Raw genomic sequence first — 16783 nt, 5'->3', positions numbered from 1 at the left:
AGTGGCCGAGGAACACTCAGGCATTCAAAAGAATAAGAAAGCTCCACTGGTTTCTGTGGCTATAGGTGCAGTACTAGGACTCATAGCTGCGAAATATTGGCCTGCAGCTCCATTGCTACCTTTCCTCTTTTTTTTCTTACTGGCTCTCGTTCTTTGCTTTCTAAAAAAGAGCTCCTGCAAGGCCTACTCTATAATAGCTCTGTCTGTCCTCGCCTTTTATTTTTATGGTGTTGTTAGCTTTCATATAGTTAATAAAAATCATTTTTCTCTTGTGATGAACTACCCACAAGGTGAGACCATGGTGCTGAAAGTTCAGGTGACAAATGACCCAAGGATTAAAGGCGTTGCCACAGGTAAAGGGAGATTAGAATGTCTAGCTGATGTTGTTGAAATCAAATCAACAGAGGGATGGCAAAAAGCAGAAGGCAAGGTTTTGCTTCGTTCCTACAACCTAAAAACACAAGAGTCTTGGCTGAAATATGGCGATATTTGGCAAGTTACTGGTTTTTTGGGTGAACCAAAATCCGTTAGCAATTGGGGCGTTTTTGATTATGCGAAATACCTTCAGTCGAGAGGCATATCCCATATATTGGAGGTTAAAAGGGAGAATTCAAAGAAGCTAGCTCAAGGTAGAGGCCTACCTTGGCTAGAGATCGGCTACAGATTACGTGAGCACATGCTAGAAACCCTCCAAATTGGAGTTGAAAAGGACCCGGAAATTGCGGCACTCATGGCAGGTATGCTATTCGGATACACCGATGGCATAGCAGAAGAAACTGAGGATAATTTCAGAATAACAGGTACGCTTCACCTATTTGCCGTCAGTGGGCAAAACGTAGCCGTTATTGCTGGAATGTTACTTCTGGTTTTACATATTAGCCAAGTTGTTACTTGGCGATGGGCTTGGACTGTCTTGCCATTAGTTTTTATATTCTGTTTAGCAACTGGCATGGAATCCAGTGCCTTGCGGGCATTCATGATGTGGGGGTCCGTGTTAATTGGATGGCGAATTTACCGACCCATCAATCTGCTAAACATTCTGGCAACCGTTGCCTTGCTCATTTGGGCTTTTGCTCCTGAACAACTCTTCGACTTAGGTTTCCAACTATCTTTTTTTGTAACATTAGCACTTATTCTTTTTTGTTCACCAACCATGGCGAAGTTAAGTTTTCTATGGGAGTTAGATCCTTGGTTGCCAAGAAGATTGGTCCATCCTTTTCAAATAGTTTTGACAAGGCTTTCCCTGTTTTTCTGTAGTTTATTTATAACATCACTATGTGCAATTTTGGCCTCGATTCCTTTTGTTTTGTATCATTTTCATATGCTTTCAGTGGTAGGGCTAATAGCTAACATGGTCATTGTGCCGTTGGCGAGTCTTGTCGTTTTGATCAGTGCTTTGTCAGTAGTGGCCAGCTTTCTATGGACTGGGTTTAGCCTGATACTAAATCAAGTGACATGGTTTTTGCTTAAAATGATTGTCATAATCACAAATTTATTAGCTGACATACCCGGTAGTCACACTTATTTGAGAATGGGCTTTGAAGTAAAGCCTCCATCTTGCGAAGCTAGGCTATGGGTTTGTGATGGCAGAAAATCTGCTCCAATCATTCTAGAAATAGACAATGAATATCATTTATTGGGGCCAGGTGATCAGGTGACTTGGAACTGGATAATCAAGCCTTTGAGCCAAAAACTAGGAGTAAATCAGTGGGAAAATTTAATATTAGTACAGCCCGGGAAACGCTATTGTGATGCTTTAGAGGTGTTTGTTAGTCCTCAAGGGTTTAGAACACTCATTGATGGAGGTTGCTCAAATACTTCCTCTAGTTATAAAAAATGGGTCAATACTGCTGAAATGATGGAATATCCTAAAAGATTTGCTCGATATGGCGATATGATAAGCCTTAAAGAAACGAGCCATGTTCAATGGTTATGGCCCGACAATAGCTCTGTAAAAAGAAGTCCAGATGACCAAGGTTGTGTATTGCGTCTGGTATTTATCGATAAGGTAATTATCATGGCATCTAATATTTCTGTGGAGGTGGAGAACCATATTTTAGAAAGGAAAGAAAACTTGAGAGCGGATGTTTTGATCCAAGGGGAACACACACGCTTGACTAATTTATCTTACGAGTGGCTTGAAGCTATTCAACCAAAACACTTAGTCAGACATTCATTAGGATTTTCTTCAGATCGTTCTTTGAGTTTGGATTTTTGGCAGACTTGCGAGAATAAAAAGATTACCGTTTGGCGGCTTTCTGAGACAGGAGGCATTCAAATCATTGTTAATGCAGAGGATGTTCATTTAGAAAAATACAACATAGATTAAGCCTGAATTTATGGTAGAACCTATTATAGGAAAACTCATAAGCGGGGAAGAAAAATGGGGCTTTGATCTTCCAGTGATCACACTAGGAAGAAGCGAGCTTGCAAGTGTGCGCGTGTCCACGAGCCGTGCTTCACGTATTCATGCGATGCTAAGGCTTAATAATCGTGGTATGTATGAGTTAGTAGATTGGGGAAGCAAAAATGGGACTTTTCTAAACGGATCTATAGTCACCACCCCTACTCCCCTAAAAGATGGGGATACAATCACGATTGGAGATCAAGATTTTAGTTTTAACGGTAATGAGCTTGATCTAGATAAAGCTAACCAGCCAAGTTTTACAAAAAAAATAGAAGTCAAATCATCGAACCAGCATGTTGTGGCTATATGCATTAGGCTTCTGCCCGGGTACGAAGACTTTTTTAAAGACAAAGAGTTGGCCTTAAGTTGGATGTTAGGGCAGTGGCTGCAAAGGCAAGAAGCACAAGTTGAGCACTATGGGGGAGTGTTTGACCAGCTAGCAAAAGGTTCGCATACTTCCTATTGGAAAATGGAAAGTGAAACTCCAGGAGCCTTTTCTCAAGTTGTATTCGAATGTGTGAAGAGTTGCTTGAAAGATACGGATACCTTAGCAAAGGACACCATGGACATGGTAGATGCCTCAAGGCCCTTTGTAAGGGCGAGCGCAGCCATGCACTACGGAGAGGTTACGCTCAAAACAATCGGCTCTAAAGAAATCAACCATCAAACTATGTCAGGCGAGACTTGTGAGATAGTAAAAGAGGTATCTGAAAGAGCGATGCAAGCTGGATGTCCAATGTTATGCACTGAAAAGTTTCAAGGTGCTTTAGGAAGTCATGGCACAGCCCACCCTTATTCTATGGCTCTGACTGGACCCCGAAAACAATCAACTGTCTTATACCATTTGACCTAATTGAATTAGGTTATCTCTTTTTTTTCCAGAATTTAACACGCTTGGTGATTTCATCTAAAAAAACTTTTGAAGTAGAAGGCTGGGGCTGCTTAATGGTGATAATAGGGCTGTGTTGAGTTGTCTCATCAACCACTGATTTTTTGGCAACATCCTTAACACTTTGATTAACTGAACGAATACCGCCGGTATTCACTTGAGCTTTTGCAAAATTATTTTGCTGCTCATCTATTTGGTGCATAATATCAAATTTGGTACGCACACAAAACATCATAGAAATATCTCCCGTTGTAATACGGTCTCCATCAAACAGCTTACTACTTTGAACAAGAACATCATTGACCATTGTGCCATTTGTCGAGCCGAGATCCTGAATGACCATATAACCAGATGGCTCTTTATGAAGTTCACAATGCTCACTGGATAGAGTCGGATGTGGAATAACAAAATCAGAGGAGTTTTTTCGTCCTATGATACTTTTATCATCCAGCACAAAAAATTGCATACCCGAAAATTCCGTGTCTAAAACGTGTAAACTAAATCCATAGGCTCTAGGATTATCATAGTATGCGTCTTCATTGCGTTGGTCGGAATTGAGCAGTTGGCCAATCTTTTGTTCTTGTCCTCTTGGGTTAGCAAGGATACTAGCGATGCGAAACAGTATACTTTGTGTTTCATGTTGATAGGCTATCTTAGGGGTTGGTCGTTCATTAATCCATTTTAACTCGGGATTTGGCCACTTTAGGCAAAAAGCTAAGTTCTGCAGCCCTACCGATGTCTTGAACATCGCTCGACTCTCGCAATAAACAATAAGACCGCTCTTAAGGAATACATTAATGACAGTGCCATCTTGAGAGTGCTTCGCAATTATTTGTAAACAGCCAGTCTTACGGCGCTGGCCGAGTTTTTGCAACTCGTCTGATACATCGCTTGTCATAGGGCATGTGGGAATTAAATTTTAACCGCTCTCCAACTACAATTTATTCTAGATATCATAACGATTTTGAGAGAAACATCAATGGTTGTTTAAATATATTAACAAATATTATCTTCACAACCCGAGCTGGGTATAAGAAACAGGGGAATAAAGTATGCTTAACCCGCACAAGAATGGTCTACATAATACGCAATTTATAAACATATATCGCCATTTCTTACTTCGATTGCGCTATTCACATCTATTTTTAGCTCTATATAGAAATTAATAAGCGCTGTTGGATATTTCCTTATCCCAAATTTGGTTAATATGGTTGAAGTTTTGTCATTTTTTTATATCAAGAGATTTAACTCGCAACCCATACTGGGGTTGCGCATCATTATAAACAAGATTGTGCAGAGAAATTTGAATATATCTAAACGCCTGATAGGCATATATTTAATAGTGCTAAGCTTCTTTTACTCCACTCTCTATGGCCAAGACTATAGCGAAGAACTAGCAAGAGATGAGCAGCTCAAAGCTCCCGAAAAGATGATTATCGAGGTACTGAGTGTGCGTAAAAAAAATAAAGGCTTTCTATGGGGGCCTGCCGCTAATCAGGAAGTAGAACTAGAAGCAAGAGTTGTTGAAGTAGATCGCTCAAAATCTGGGACAGCTCCAGGTTCTGTAATCAGAATCCGATATGTGAAGCCCACTATGGCTTCAACCGGTTTAAATCCACCTCCCGTTCCAAAACAAGGAAAGTCTACGCCCGCTTTTATGGTGAAGAGAGGAAATTGGTTTTACCCAGTAGCCCATCATTTGTCATTTTCTGCTATGACCCAAGAGCAAAGAAATGAGCTCTTGGCTATAGAACAGCAGTTAGCTGAACGCAAGGCTAGAGAGGAAAAGATATTAAAAGGCGAGTCTGAAATTTTGGGAGGACTTGACGCTCCGGTTAGCTATGAAGATGAGCAAGAGGTGCTTGCTACCACAGTCTTAGAGCAAGAGCAGGTTCAGGCAGATGCAGAATCCTTAGCCTCTTTAGAGCAAGCAGCTCCTATTGAAGAAATAACGGTTGCCGAGGAAACAGAAGTATCTGTCCCCCCTCGCATTCCTACAATTAACGATTTAGATGTTGAGCAAAACAGCGAAAATGATGCCATACGCGACAAGGTTGACGCTGAGATGATTGCGCGTAACGAAGCTCGTAGGCGAGCAAAAGCCGAAAAAGAGCAAATCATGCTTGCTAGGCAAGTTGTTCAGAATGAAAGCAAGAAGCGAGCACAAACTAGTAACCTTGATGGTGCAAGCATTCCTGTTGCCGCATTTCCCAATGCCTCTAGTCAAGCTGCTTTTGACATGGATCAGCCAATCCCCAATAGTGGTATTCTCGATGAGCCAACTGCTACAGAAATTTCAATTGAGCCCAACCAAGAAGTTAATCCAACCGGAGAGGAAATTCGCATCGCCGAAGAAGAAATAGGCCAAGCGGAAGAGAAAATACGTCTTAGTCAGGAAGTGCGACGCAGAGAGCAGGAGATGGACGCTGCAAAGGAAGAGGTAAGGGGTGGAGAGATTATTAAACCCATTATGGAAACTGCTGAACCTATCCTAGATGAGCAAATGATAGAAATAAGTGACGAGGAATTAAACATCCCGGAAGCGCCTAGGATTATTATGAAAGAAACGACTATCAAAAGACCTGCTAGCGAGAATGCTGAACCATTATCTGCAAATGAAAATGCCTTCGCGGAAGTTGCCAAGCAGCCTACACCACCAAATACTGCCTCGGCTGAGGAAGAAAAGCTAGATTTTGTACCTTTTTCATCTGAAGACAAACCCGAAGCAGATCTTGAAAAAGTTGCAAAAGCAGAGGCCCTGAAAAGGTCTGCTCAAGAAAATCCCTCCAGTTCAATATTTTATGAGCCTGATCCTAGGAGACTAGAATATAAACGCTATTTTTCTATGGTACAAGATGCAGAAATTGCTCATCTTCAAGGTAATCTCGAAAAAGCCATTGAAAATTACAAACTTGCCATTATCGGGTTAGAGAGGCTTAAGAAAAATGAATCTGACTTTTATCCTGAAGTAGTCGAATACAGATTGTTAGATTGCAAGAATCGTTTGCAAAGTATAGAGATAGAACAAAAAGCAAAGCTCTCCGTAGAGAACGGAGTACGATAATTAGCTCATATCAACTATGAGCCATTGAGAAACTCATCACTTTTACGCAGGCCCTCAAGATCAGGGTCTTCCCTCGCTAGTTTTTCATAAGAGGCATCAAGCTTGATAGCGTCTTTAATGAGCTTAGATGCCTTTTTTTGATTACCAAGAATAGAGGCATAGCAACCTAAATTAAATTGAATCATGGCATGCTTGGGATGCTGCTCCATGGCACGCTCTAATATTTCTTCAGCTTTATATATTGAAAGGAATCGTCTGGCCGAATACGCCCAAGCAATAAACCAATTGGGTTCATCTGGATTTCTTTGAGATAAAGCTTCAGCCAGTTTGAGGGATGTTTCCCATTCGTTTAGTTCTTGGTGCACCCATAAACTAAGTGACATGATATCTTCTTCATCAGTGCAATCATCACTCAATTGATCCAACTCAACTTTAGCATCCTGATATAGACCCAGTTGTGCATAGCCGCAGGCAGCATTTAAATGCTTATAGTCTCTTTTTGAATAACTAGACACAGAGATTAGATATATAATAATAAGGGTCTAAATTGAGATACGAGAAGCTAATTCTAATGCTTGTCGAAAAAAACTTGTTTTGTAATCATTAAAAAAGTTTTTATATCTTTGTGCGTGATGAAAGAGGAGTTTTCGAGTAAAGGAGCAAAGTTAAGCTTTACTGAGCTTCAGGCAAAAACAATAGCCGCTGGCTTAACAACTCTGGCAACTGCTGCCATTTTGTGTTTTTTAGTAGTGGTTTTTTGGTTAGTTGCTAAGTTTGTAGCCTTTTTCTCGAATGTTATTTTGCCCTTAGCAGTCGCAGCAGCTCTAGCTTTGCTGTTGAAGCCATTTTATGATTGGCTCTGCGCTAAATTACGTATCCCTAAATTTTTGGCTTTAACTGCTGTCTTTGTCTCTTGTCTGTTACCATTAACACTATTTCTGTTCATTTTTGGATTTGTTTTAGTGGGTCAAATGACAGAGTTGATTCCTAAGATTCCTCTGTGGTACGAACAGATTCTTGCTGTGGTTTATAATCACCTTCCAAGTGTGCAAAACATTTGGAAGGAGTATCAGCTTGACCAAAAATTGACTGAAGCGCTTCAGCAAAATGGAGAAGCTTTCTTTAATGGATTCCAAGCCGTTGTTAGTAAAATGATACAAGCTGGTGTTGGAGTCTCTCACTGGGCAACAGGTTTTTTGGGATGGTTAATTATGCCAGTCTACTTAGCTTTTTTTCTAATGACCCCTAAGTTTGAAATTAGAAAAATGGAGCACGGGCTACCTTTCCTGAAAAAGGAGACTAGGGATGACGTGATTTATCTTTGTAAAGAGTTTGTTGATATCATGGTTGCATTTTTTAGAGGTCAGTTCTTAGTTGCACTGGCTCAAGGAATTCTGTTTGCCATAGGTTTTAGCATCGTAGGTTTGCAATACGGTTTTGTCATTGGGTTTGCTTTGGGACTGCTAAACTTAATTCCTTATTTAGGAAATATGGTTGGACTTGCCATTGCCTTGCCTACGGCGTTTTTTCAACAGGACGGCGGAGTACTCACCTTGGGGTTAGTCATAGGAGTATTTGTGATTGTCCAAGTTTTGGATGGGCTACTTATCACACCCAGAATTATGGGAGAGAAGACAGGACTACACCCTTTAGCAATCATTGTAGCTATATTCTTTTGGGGAACCGCTTTAAATGGGCTAGCAGGCATGTTGTTGGCAATCCCACTTACGGCCTTCTTTGTTGTATTTTGGAGATTGGCAAAGCAGAAGTATATCCGAGAACTACTCTAGCTCAGAAGAATTTTTGTAAGGCTTCTGCTATGCCTCGTTGGTCAGGCTGATTTGCGATATATCCTCCTTGTTCTAAAACTCTATTTTTCACGGCATCTGAAGCATTAGAAGGACAAGCAATATGCTTTGCTACTTTACGATCCAGCATTTGAAGATCGTTAAGTTGATCTCCCACAACAAAACGTTGACTTACAGGAATATCCAACTTTTTAGCAATAGCGTTTAAAGCACTGCCTTTATGGTATTCAATGTGACAGAAGCGGAAATATATAGTATTTCGCATAATCGATAGATTCTCAAGATGCTTAATATGTTCTTTGACAATGGCATCAACCTCATTTGCTTGCTGATCATCTGCAGCAATAATACCAAGGGGGCAGCCTTCATCTTCTACTAATTGTATATTTGAGAAGTGTGCGCATGCTTTCCTAATAGCGTTGAACGTGGAATTTGATTCTTCGAACAACTGGCTGTGTATCCTCCTACAGTTTTGATTCCATGGGTTGAGTGGGATACTCTCCTTGCCCTTTATTTCGTAGGCTTCTCTCTCCAATACGACCACCCAGTCTGGGGGTATGGCAGGAGGAATCCTGCCTAGACTATGCTCTAGTATATGCCAGCTTCTTCCGGTATTAATAACCCAGGTTACCTTATGACTCTCGCGTAGCCTAGTAAGCTGCTTAATAAAATCTGGTGCAAACGGATTTTTTTCAGGGTGAGTAACGAGCGTACCATCAAAGTCTGTAGACAATAAGAGATGCATATGAAATTCAATTCGAGACTAAACATAATGTAATGGATAAGTTCGTAAAATAGAATCTTGAATGCTTCGGATTTTTATCCTTCGCCACAAGCAAAAAAGAGTCGACGAAGATACCTCAAAAGGTGATACTCGATTGAGGATTTGTGTTTCATAGGGCTTGGATCTCGAGAAGATCTTTAGGTGTCCATTACGCTGAACAGATTTAAGAGCAAGCAAGCGAACAACTATATCAAAAGAAAGGACAAAATGATGTCAGAGAGTCAGGTAGAAGAAGGTCAATTAGTCAATAAGAACGAAAAAACATGGGGAATGGCTTGCCATTTAGCGACCTTAGCTGGCCTAATAATACCTTTCGGGAACTTAATCGGTCCTTTAGTGGTTTGGCTATTAAAAAAACAAGAAATGCCATTCGTTGAGGACCAAGGTAAAGAAGTATTGAATTTCCAAATTACCATATCTATAGCTCTTGTTATATCCGCCATTTTAACGGTTGTGGCTATTGGCTTTCTGTTACTACCCATAGTGGGATTGATTAGTATTATTTTTACTATTATTGGAGCAATTAAGGCTAATGAAGGTCATAGCTACAGGTATCCTTTCGCACTCCGCCTAATTAAGTAAGGAGAAGTCCTTCTATTATATTACGCTAGTAGGTTTAGAATCTTGCTGTAGCAGCGGGTGCCTGCTTCTAATGCGGATAGACGAATATGTTCATTACTGGTATGAGCCTGCTTGATGGATCCAGGTCCTAATGCGACTGCTGGTATTTTTTTCTGGGCATAGATCGAAGCATCACAAAACCACGGTGCTACTGAAATGCCTTTAGTCGCAGGTAGTATAAGGGAAATCATAGGATGTTGAGGGTCAAGGTATAAGCCTGGACAATCGCCGATGATTTCAATTTTGATAGTCTTATCAATAGCTTTTAGTGCTTGCCTTAAAGTAGAGATAAAGGCTCTATGAGAAAAAGCTGGAACAAGTCTAAAGTCAACTTCTAGAGTGCAACAATCTGGCACAATATTAATCTTAGAGCCGCCAGAAATAGTGCTAATGTTTAGGGTTGAAGTCCTCAGGTAACGATCTGTTTTAGACTCCAAGATATTAGACAGGTCCTCTTTTAAATAGCGAAGTACCTCTGACATCATATCTATGGCGTTTTCCCCCTCTTGGGGCATTGAAGCATGGCAGGCTCTACCTTTTGTAATAATCCGGAGCCATAGTGTTCCTTTATGGGCATGAACAATGCGTAAATCGGTAGGTTCACCGACAATAGCAAGATCATATTTTGGACAAGTCTTAGCATGAGCTATGGCTCCTAAGTTTCCCGCCTCCTCTCCCATGAGTCCGGCAAAAGTGAATTCTGTGTTATAATTTTGTCTGGGTCTTTGAAAAAAATCTTTTAGGGCAATTAGCATGGCTGCCATAGGGCCCTTTGTGTCTGAACTTCCCCTTCCATATAACTTTCCGCCTTTAATTAGAGGATCAAATGGATCGACAGTCATATTCGAGACAGATACGGTGTCTAGGTGAGGGGCAAAGAGTACTCTTCTTTTAGGACGCTTATTAGATGTTGAGAAGACAGCGATAAGATTAGGCCGACCTAGTTCGATTGTTTTTAATGAAACATCACCACCTACTTTTTTGAGAAAGTCGGCTATGTAGGTTGCAATTTCTTGCTCTCCTGTTTGAGAGGTGCCAGGTGAACCTTGCGGGTTGACGCTCGGGATCTTGATGAGATCTCCTAGGAGTTTAGCTGTTGGGCTAAGAGGTTTAGTTTTCACGAGGGGCAAGTGAGATTAGTTTGAAATGACTTTCGTTTCCTCATGAAACCAAGAAACAAATGCTTGGATACCCTGTTCAATAGGTGTTTGGGGATTATATCCCAGTAGTTCTTTAGACTTTGTAATATCCGCATAGGTCAAGGGCACATCTCCGGGCTGCATAGGCAATTTTCTGATCTTCGCCTTAATTTCTAATGAATCCTCAATCAGAGAAATGAGCTCTCGCAACTCGACCGTTCTGCTCTCACCTAGATTAAAGACTTCGAGACCAGAATGGTCCTTGGTGTAGCTAAGAGATTGCAGAACGCCTTGCACAATATCGTCAATAAATGTGTAGTCACGCCGGGTTGTACCATCGCCAAATTGAGAAATCTCACGACCTTCGTTTATCAGACGAGTAAATTTATGTATAGCTAAGTCAGGCCTTTGGCGGGGGCCATAAACAGTAAAGAAGCGCAGGGCAACAACAGACATACCGTATAGATGGGAGTAAACAGAGCAAAGATGTTCCCCCGCTACTTTGGTGGCCGCATAAGGAGAGATTGTTTTAAGAATGGGGTCTGATTCTGAAAATGGAACTTTTTTATTACACCCATAGACTGAGCTTGATGAGGCAAAAACCAGCCTCTTGATATGACGAGAGCGCATCGCCTCGAGAATATTGAGGGTACCGGTAACATTGGTATCTACGTATAACTGAGTTTGGGTTAGAGATGGGCGAACACCTGCACGCGCTGCCAGGTGAATAACTGCCTCGGGCTGATGCAAGTCGAAGCATCTCTCTACGTCTTCTTTAACACGAATATCCCCTTCAAATAAAATGGATCCACAATTTTGAGCATTCCATCTTTTAAGAGACGGGGCGTAAAAATCGTTAAAATCATCTATTAGCGAAGTGGTGTGACCTTGGTTATTTAGTGCCAAAAGCACATGGGAACCAATAAAGCCTGCTCCACCAGTTACTAAAATACGCATTGCTAGAAGCTAGCAATCTATTAGATGTCTGCAAGCCTATCTCCGTTCCCGCCCTAGTCCTGAACAACTTCATAGAGTCGGTAATGATCCGTCACACCTCTTAAATTCAGCCACTTTGGGACTGCCTTGCTATACCAAAGTCTAAGCAGAACCAGGTCGGTTTCGGGATTCTTGGGAATATCACGATGGTAGGGTCTATGCCCATAAAGGATTTGGAAAGAATTCATGTATAGGTTACTTGGGGTGGATATCAAAACCCATCTGACTTGCCTTTTCTCAAGAATTTTTTTGGCTTCCACAAAACTTTGCGTAGTAAAAAATTGGGCCGAGTCTAAGGTGCCTGCAAGGCTCTGATGTGAGGAGCTTGCAACAATAGGTGTCCGCGCATAATAAAGAAAAGCCGGAGAGTGCCACCAAGGACCAAGAAGGGCTTCATTTGGTTTTGCTTCCGTAGCAAGCTCTCTTAGTTCTGCTAGTTCAGTCGGTTGCTTAACCATTTTATATTCCCAGATATTCCAAATAATTAGGGGCAGAAATTGTAATATATAAAGCATGATAAAAGTCTTTTTCTTTTTATACTGATAAAACAGTAATGGAGTCAGAAAGAGCCCCATCACACACATATAAGGAAGCCAGCGCTTCTGAAAAAAGCTCAAGAAAATGGTCCATACAAATAAAGTTAGGATGAGGTAAAAAGGGGTAGAATGCTTCAGATATGATGGCTTTTTGTAGAATAAATAGGGCAGAGCGAAGATTGGCAGACCTATCTGAAGAAGTTGCAGCCAGTGGAGATGTTCAATTTCTCCAATAGTAGCGAGCCAATTCATAATTAGCTTGCGATCTTCTGCAGACATAGCTAGCGAAGGCAGGCCATCGACAGCCAAAAAACTTACTAGCATCACGCCCAGACCCATCAGATATGCTCTATGTTCATGCTTCCTTTTAATCAGGTTAAGTAGCAGAACACATGAAAATAGAATGAGTGGCTCCCAAAGAGAAGTCCACAAAGCTAGGCCCCAGCAAGATCCTGCAAATGGATGGTAAGTAGGCTTTTGCCAACGAATAGATTCGAATAGGATTGCTAAAGTAATAAGCGAAGCGATGAGACACTGATGATCAGGACGACCTATTGAACAAGACCATATAAGAGGCGGGCTTAGAAGATAAGTTCCAAGAAGAAGCCAGCGAGCCTCTCCTAATTTTAGTTCTTTGCTCAAGCTGAACAGAGTAAAACCCACCAAACCTGCCAATATAGGGCCTATCAGTAATCCAGCCAAATCCATGTTTTCAGGGAAGGCGCTGAGTATCAAGGAAAGCAGGCATATAAGCCAATCGAGGGGGGCTGTGGCGTGTGATTCGATTCCTGTGGGGTAATTTTCAAACTTATGAAACGAAATAGATATTTTTTTAAAAAAGGGCTGGGCCAGAAGCTCCTTTACTCTATACATGCGGGTATAGCAATCGGCATCAAGAAAAAAAATTAGATTATCATAAAAGCTTTTAGAGAAGTATTTCAGCCGACTCAGAAAGCACAAGAGGCTGAATAACAAAGCCTTAAGAAAAATAGACCGGAACCAAATAGACACCTTATGAGTGTCATCTTAAAGCATTAGATGTAGCAAGGTTTATTTCAAGAGCCTAAATAGCAAATTTAGTTACAATCTGGCTCCTGCGGTCGATAACCTATAAGGAAAGCAATATGCAACGCAGTAAACGAATACCCGGGATAAAAGAAGCACTGATGTTCAAAGCAGAAACCTGTGAGACAGATGACAGCAAGAATGTATCAAGGTATCAGCCCAAAGTAGACTGGTGGCTCACATTGTGTTTCGTAAGCCTTACTGCTTCTGGGTCGATTGCAAGCATCCTTCAATTTTCTCAGGGGCAACAAGCAATCGGCCTCGCCATCTTAGCAAGTGTTTTAATTATTGGAGGACTTCTTGCTCTGTTAGGATATCCAACAACCTATGCTATTACGGAACAACATTTGGAAGTTCGTGCTGGTTTATTCTTAAAATGGAATATTTCTCTAGGAACACTTCGGGAAGTATTTCCTATCCTAAATATAGAAAGCGCTCCTGCTTGGTCAATCAAGCGTCTCAGAATCAATTATACCGTTTATACAAACCAGGCATACATCTTAATTGCGCCTGAGGATTCTGCGGGCTTTTTGCAGGAAATTGTTAACCGCTGCCCACAATTGACTCAAGTCGATGACCGAGCAGTCTATAGAGCCTCGCTCTACTAGTTCATTTTATCCACTTGATCTTATAAATCGTTGACAGGTTATTGAGATGGGTTAGTGTTTTCTACCATTTTCAGCGGGTCGATAGCTCAATGGTAGAGCAGTGCCCTTTTAAGGCATTGGTTCTGGGTTCGAGTCCCAGTCGGCCTATAGCCTATTCCACTCTAGAATCTATCCGAATATCACCACTAGCCGTCTATTAATAAAATAAACCGAGTTTCTATCAGAGGATTCGGAGCAAACAGGATTGAGACCCGTATACCTAACTCTATCAGGCCTAGCGTTCCGTACTTATGTTAAAACTCGCTACTCACTCTCCTGACGGAGGGTTCGGAGCGAGCGGGATTCGAACCCGCGGTACCCTTTTGGGGTACGACGGTTTAGCAAACCGTTCCTTTCGACCACTCAGGCATCGCTCCTCAAAAAAGGCAAATAGGACACTACCTTCAAATATACACCCTCACAATAAAAAACTATTAGGCAGCAAGCTTTTATAAAACTGCTTTTAAAATGAGTAGAAGCAATATAATGACCACGGCACAGAGGATTAAAAAGCGGTTTCGCAACTTTCTGCCCTGAACTTTTAAGCGAGATGGGTTAGATTTATTGCGCAAATTTGAAGCTTCACTGTTTGGTAGAAGCACTACCCTTGGTGATTGTTCGTTGTCTGTGACACCACTATTTCCCATCCCTATTTGCGATTGCAATTCAGCAGCCTCACGCTCAAGGCGACGACTAGCCTGCTTGAGCTTTTTGATCTCATCGTTTATTGGATCAGGCCGCTTATTGAATAGAAAAGAAAACACTCGTTAAGGTTTAAAGAAATAAACCAAAGAAATCAAAGTAAGAACAACAATAAGTGGAAAACTTAGACCAAAACCCCGCCGCACAAGCTCTACAAAGGGCAAATCATCAGCAAATAGCATATCACCAGAAGCATCATACTCTTGGCTCCCCATTCCATTTACTACACTGTTGGAAGTAGTTTCCCCAAGCTCCTTTTTAGAAAGAACATCTAATTTTGGATGAAATTTTTCATAATCAGCGTTTGCGACGTCGATAATACGCAGTGATTTGGTTAACTCCTCGTCAATTTCTTCTGGATCCCAAGCTGAGGGATCAATGCCCTCTATTCGCTCTAGGTGTTCTGCAAACTCTTTTTGTGTAGACTCAATGTATTCTGCTTGTCTCTGAAGATCAAATTCCGAGCGCTCGAGAAGTGCCAGCGCATCTGAAAATTTTTCACGTAAATGCTTCTGACCACTAGCTACTTTCATACGTTGCTGATTTAAAGACTCTAATCTTTGTTTGCGGCGTTCAACTTCTTCTTGTTGTTTTTGCAACTCCAGTAGGCGCTCTTGTTGAGCTCTAAGCTCATGATCTAAATCAGCTAATGAACTATTCGAGTCTTCTCTGGTAAGCAGATCTGTTTCTTGACGAGTAGATTTTGATGATGCCATGTGCGTCTATTAAGGTATTAGGAGTTCTTGTCCAACTTTTAAGTTTCTTACATTAGAAGTGGCAGTAGTGTTTGCATCCTTGATTTTTTCCACCCCCGCAGGAATATCTTCAGGATAAAATTCTCCGGCAATCTTCCACAAGCTATCTCCTGCTTTAATAATATACACTTGTGATGCAGAGGAGCCCAGTTCAGTTTCACCGCTTGCTATGTTTTGACCTGTAGTGGCTTCATCTAAAGTATTGGCAGCTACTTGAGTGGTATCGGACGAGACATTCGCAACCAGAGCTTGGGTCTCAAATTTTGATTGCCAACCTCTCTTCTTTAGTTCTGCACGTAACCTCTTATTCTCTTCCCTTAATAAGATAACTTCCTCATCAGCAGACGGTGGCCTTGGCAATCCTAAGACCAGATCTATCTTTGCTTTTTCTATGTAATTCTTCACTCTATCTACTTCAGGTGCCTCCGGTCGAACATCAAGAAACTGTTGAAAGTGGTAAATGGCACTTATAGAGTCTCCTAATTTATCAGCATAGATGAGCCCTATCTCAACATGCGCTCTCGCAACTTTATCGCCAGCTTTATCCAAGGCTTTTTTATATTCTTTAATTGCTGCATGATGCAGGTCATTTTCCAGAAAAGCGCCGGCTTGCCGAAAATAAGGATTTCGATCATCCTCTGAACTCACCCCTGCTTGGGGCGGATCGCAAGACATTAAGCCAACACTGAAAGAAGCTAGCAATAAAGCAATCAACCTACTCATCTAAATCTATCATACGCAGACACCTACAACGCGCAAGCGTTGAATGTCACATAAAAGCAAGATTCTGTCTAAGACAAACTCTTATACGTATCGATTATTAAAGAGTTGATAAGCGAGCGTCTTTTTAGCATGCTCCAGGCTTGTAGGTTATCGTAAGCGTAACCGGGGTCATAGCTCAGTTGGTAGAGCACCACAATGGCATTGTGGGGGTCTGGGGTTCGAATCCCCATGGCTCCACCAATCTATCTAGAGCGATTCATCCTTGGCTCTCAAAAATTTATTAAAATAAGATCATCTATCGAGAGTTTACGTATACGCCAAATTCTGGAAAGTAATCGATAGCATTCGTTTCTTTCTCTGTGATATTTTCCCGCAGTTCTTCATAGACACTATGAGGCAATTGATAAATCCAGCCCGATTCTGTTAATATGTTTGTGTGCAGAACGCTGCGATCATAAATCAGACATTCAACCACTTCACCCTGTTTAAAATAAATTGGTTGCGTATCCGCTCCATTGTCAACGCCTGTGACATAATCTTGCTTTAATTTTATCGCTAGGTTTCGTATCGTTCCATTCATGCTGAAAAGGATTCGCCTTAAGATTGAATTACTTTAGTTTTAATTCACTGATTTGTAAAAATATCAC

The 16783-nt window shown here is 41.3% G+C and carries 16 protein-coding genes and 3 tRNA genes; 8 read left to right on the top strand and 11 right to left on the bottom strand.

Translation table 11 applies throughout. The features are described 5' to 3' along the window. Position 1 precedes the first annotated feature (1 nt). Complete coding sequence (locus AAGA18_09090; GenBank protein MEM9445493.1) at positions 2–2329, top strand: ComEC/Rec2 family competence protein; 2328 nt, start codon at positions 2–4, stop codon at positions 2327–2329. Between the two features lie 10 nt (positions 2330–2339). Next, positions 2340–3260, top strand: coding sequence for an FHA domain-containing protein (locus tag AAGA18_09085; protein ID MEM9445492.1), 921 nt, complete (start codon positions 2340–2342; stop codon positions 3258–3260). 10 nt (positions 3261–3270) lie between these two features. Here the strand turns inward: AAGA18_09085 and AAGA18_09080 are convergent, their stop codons facing one another. Further along, the gene (locus tag AAGA18_09080) at positions 3271–4194 is read right to left on the bottom strand and encodes an FHA domain-containing protein (GenBank protein MEM9445491.1); all 924 of its coding nucleotides are present in this window, start codon (positions 4192–4194) and stop codon (positions 3271–3273) included. A gap of 393 nt (positions 4195–4587) precedes the next feature. Here AAGA18_09080 and AAGA18_09075 point away from each other — a divergent pair, with 393 nt between their 5' ends. Further along, on the top strand, positions 4588–6360 hold the full coding sequence (locus AAGA18_09075) for a hypothetical protein (protein MEM9445490.1): 1773 nt from the start codon (positions 4588–4590) through the stop codon (positions 6358–6360). A 14-nt stretch (positions 6361–6374) separates the two neighbouring features. Here the strand turns inward: AAGA18_09075 and AAGA18_09070 are convergent, their stop codons facing one another. Further along, the gene (locus AAGA18_09070; protein ID MEM9445489.1) at positions 6375–6875 is read right to left on the bottom strand and encodes a hypothetical protein; all 501 of its coding nucleotides are present in this window, start codon (positions 6873–6875) and stop codon (positions 6375–6377) included. A 117-nt stretch (positions 6876–6992) separates the two neighbouring features. Between AAGA18_09070 and AAGA18_09065 the strand changes: the two genes are divergently transcribed. Continuing rightward, positions 6993–8150: an AI-2E family transporter gene (locus tag AAGA18_09065; GenBank protein MEM9445488.1), complete on the top strand. Its 1158-nt coding sequence runs from the start codon at positions 6993–6995 to the stop codon at positions 8148–8150. 1 nt (position 8151) lies between these two features. On the opposite strand, the gene AAGA18_09060 is transcribed toward AAGA18_09065, so the two are convergent. Continuing rightward, positions 8152–8913 (bottom strand): HAD-IIB family hydrolase, encoded by a 762-nt coding sequence (locus AAGA18_09060; GenBank protein MEM9445487.1) that lies wholly within the window; start codon positions 8911–8913, stop codon positions 8152–8154. Between the two features lie 249 nt (positions 8914–9162). Between AAGA18_09060 and AAGA18_09055 the strand changes: the two genes are divergently transcribed. After that, positions 9163–9534, top strand: coding sequence for a DUF4870 domain-containing protein (locus AAGA18_09055; protein ID MEM9445486.1), 372 nt, complete (start codon positions 9163–9165; stop codon positions 9532–9534). A gap of 20 nt (positions 9535–9554) precedes the next feature. Here the strand turns inward: AAGA18_09055 and AAGA18_09050 are convergent, their stop codons facing one another. The 3 genes from AAGA18_09050 to AAGA18_09040 are packed head-to-tail and all read right to left on the bottom strand — an operon-like array spanning position 9555 to position 13117. After that, on the bottom strand, positions 9555–10694 hold the full coding sequence (locus AAGA18_09050) for a M20 family metallopeptidase (protein MEM9445485.1): 1140 nt from the start codon (positions 10692–10694) through the stop codon (positions 9555–9557). A gap of 15 nt (positions 10695–10709) precedes the next feature. Then, a complete protein-coding gene (locus tag AAGA18_09045; protein MEM9445484.1) occupies positions 10710–11669 on the bottom strand; it encodes a GDP-mannose 4,6-dehydratase in 960 nt (319 codons plus the stop codon). Positions 11670–11722: 53 nt separating this feature from the next. Beyond that, positions 11723–13117: a hypothetical protein gene (locus AAGA18_09040; protein ID MEM9445483.1), complete on the bottom strand. Its 1395-nt coding sequence runs from the start codon at positions 13115–13117 to the stop codon at positions 11723–11725. Between the two features lie 251 nt (positions 13118–13368). Here AAGA18_09040 and AAGA18_09035 point away from each other — a divergent pair, with 251 nt between their 5' ends. Next, positions 13369–13917 (top strand): PH domain-containing protein, encoded by a 549-nt coding sequence (locus tag AAGA18_09035; protein MEM9445482.1) that lies wholly within the window; start codon positions 13369–13371, stop codon positions 13915–13917. A gap of 75 nt (positions 13918–13992) precedes the next feature. Beyond that, a tRNA-Lys gene (locus AAGA18_09030) sits at positions 13993–14064 on the top strand. A 181-nt stretch (positions 14065–14245) separates the two neighbouring features. Here the strand turns inward: AAGA18_09030 and AAGA18_09025 are convergent. From AAGA18_09025 to AAGA18_09010, 4 genes are all read right to left on the bottom strand, one after another. Next, positions 14246–14333: transfer RNA gene (locus AAGA18_09025), tRNA-Ser, on the bottom strand. Between the two features lie 72 nt (positions 14334–14405). Next, positions 14406–14720, bottom strand: a complete 315-nt coding sequence (locus tag AAGA18_09020) for a hypothetical protein (GenBank protein MEM9445481.1) — start codon at positions 14718–14720, stop codon at positions 14406–14408. A gap of 3 nt (positions 14721–14723) precedes the next feature. Beyond that, positions 14724–15374 carry a hypothetical protein gene (locus AAGA18_09015; protein MEM9445480.1) on the bottom strand — a complete coding sequence of 217 codons (651 nt, stop codon included), beginning with the start codon at positions 15372–15374 and terminating at the stop codon, positions 14724–14726. Between the two features lie 9 nt (positions 15375–15383). Beyond that, the gene (locus AAGA18_09010) at positions 15384–16136 is read right to left on the bottom strand and encodes a LysM domain-containing protein (GenBank protein MEM9445479.1); all 753 of its coding nucleotides are present in this window, start codon (positions 16134–16136) and stop codon (positions 15384–15386) included. A 164-nt stretch (positions 16137–16300) separates the two neighbouring features. On the opposite strand from AAGA18_09010, the gene AAGA18_09005 reads away from it, so the two are divergent. Then, a tRNA-Ala gene (locus tag AAGA18_09005) sits at positions 16301–16376 on the top strand. 55 nt (positions 16377–16431) lie between these two features. On the opposite strand, the gene AAGA18_09000 is transcribed toward AAGA18_09005, so the two are convergent. Continuing rightward, a complete protein-coding gene (locus AAGA18_09000; GenBank protein MEM9445478.1) occupies positions 16432–16716 on the bottom strand; it encodes a hypothetical protein in 285 nt (94 codons plus the stop codon). Positions 16717–16783 lie beyond the last annotated feature (67 nt).

The sequence above is a fragment of the Verrucomicrobiota bacterium genome, from assembly GCA_039192515.1.
Taxonomy (GTDB): Bacteria; Verrucomicrobiota; Verrucomicrobiia; order Methylacidiphilales; family JBCCWR01; genus JBCCWR01.
Note: the sequence above shows the minus strand (reverse complement) of the source record. Positions and strands in the feature narration are given on the sequence as shown.

Excerpts from the sequence above, each read along its gene's own strand:
- AAGA18_09085 (MEM9445492.1), top strand. The coding sequence starts at position 2,340 with ATGGTAGAACCTATTATAGGAAAACTCATAAGCGGGGAAGAAAAATGG.
- AAGA18_09080 (MEM9445491.1), bottom strand. The coding sequence starts at position 4,194 with ATGACAAGCGATGTATCAGACGAGTTGCAAAAACTCGGCCAGCGCCGT.
- AAGA18_09065 (MEM9445488.1), top strand. The coding sequence starts at position 6,993 with ATGAAAGAGGAGTTTTCGAGTAAAGGAGCAAAGTTAAGCTTTACTGAG.
- AAGA18_09060 (MEM9445487.1), bottom strand. The coding sequence starts at position 8,913 with ATGCATCTCTTATTGTCTACAGACTTTGATGGTACGCTCGTTACTCAC.
- AAGA18_09055 (MEM9445486.1), top strand. The coding sequence starts at position 9,163 with ATGTCAGAGAGTCAGGTAGAAGAAGGTCAATTAGTCAATAAGAACGAA.
- AAGA18_09045 (MEM9445484.1), bottom strand. The coding sequence starts at position 11,669 with ATGCGTATTTTAGTAACTGGTGGAGCAGGCTTTATTGGTTCCCATGTG.
- AAGA18_09040 (MEM9445483.1), bottom strand. The coding sequence starts at position 13,117 with ATGTATAGAGTAAAGGAGCTTCTGGCCCAGCCCTTTTTTAAAAAAATA.
- AAGA18_09035 (MEM9445482.1), top strand. The coding sequence starts at position 13,369 with ATGCAACGCAGTAAACGAATACCCGGGATAAAAGAAGCACTGATGTTC.
- AAGA18_09015 (MEM9445480.1), bottom strand. The coding sequence starts at position 15,374 with ATGGCATCATCAAAATCTACTCGTCAAGAAACAGATCTGCTTACCAGA.
- AAGA18_09010 (MEM9445479.1), bottom strand. The coding sequence starts at position 16,136 with ATGAGTAGGTTGATTGCTTTATTGCTAGCTTCTTTCAGTGTTGGCTTA.
- AAGA18_09000 (MEM9445478.1), bottom strand. The coding sequence starts at position 16,716 with ATGAATGGAACGATACGAAACCTAGCGATAAAATTAAAGCAAGATTAT.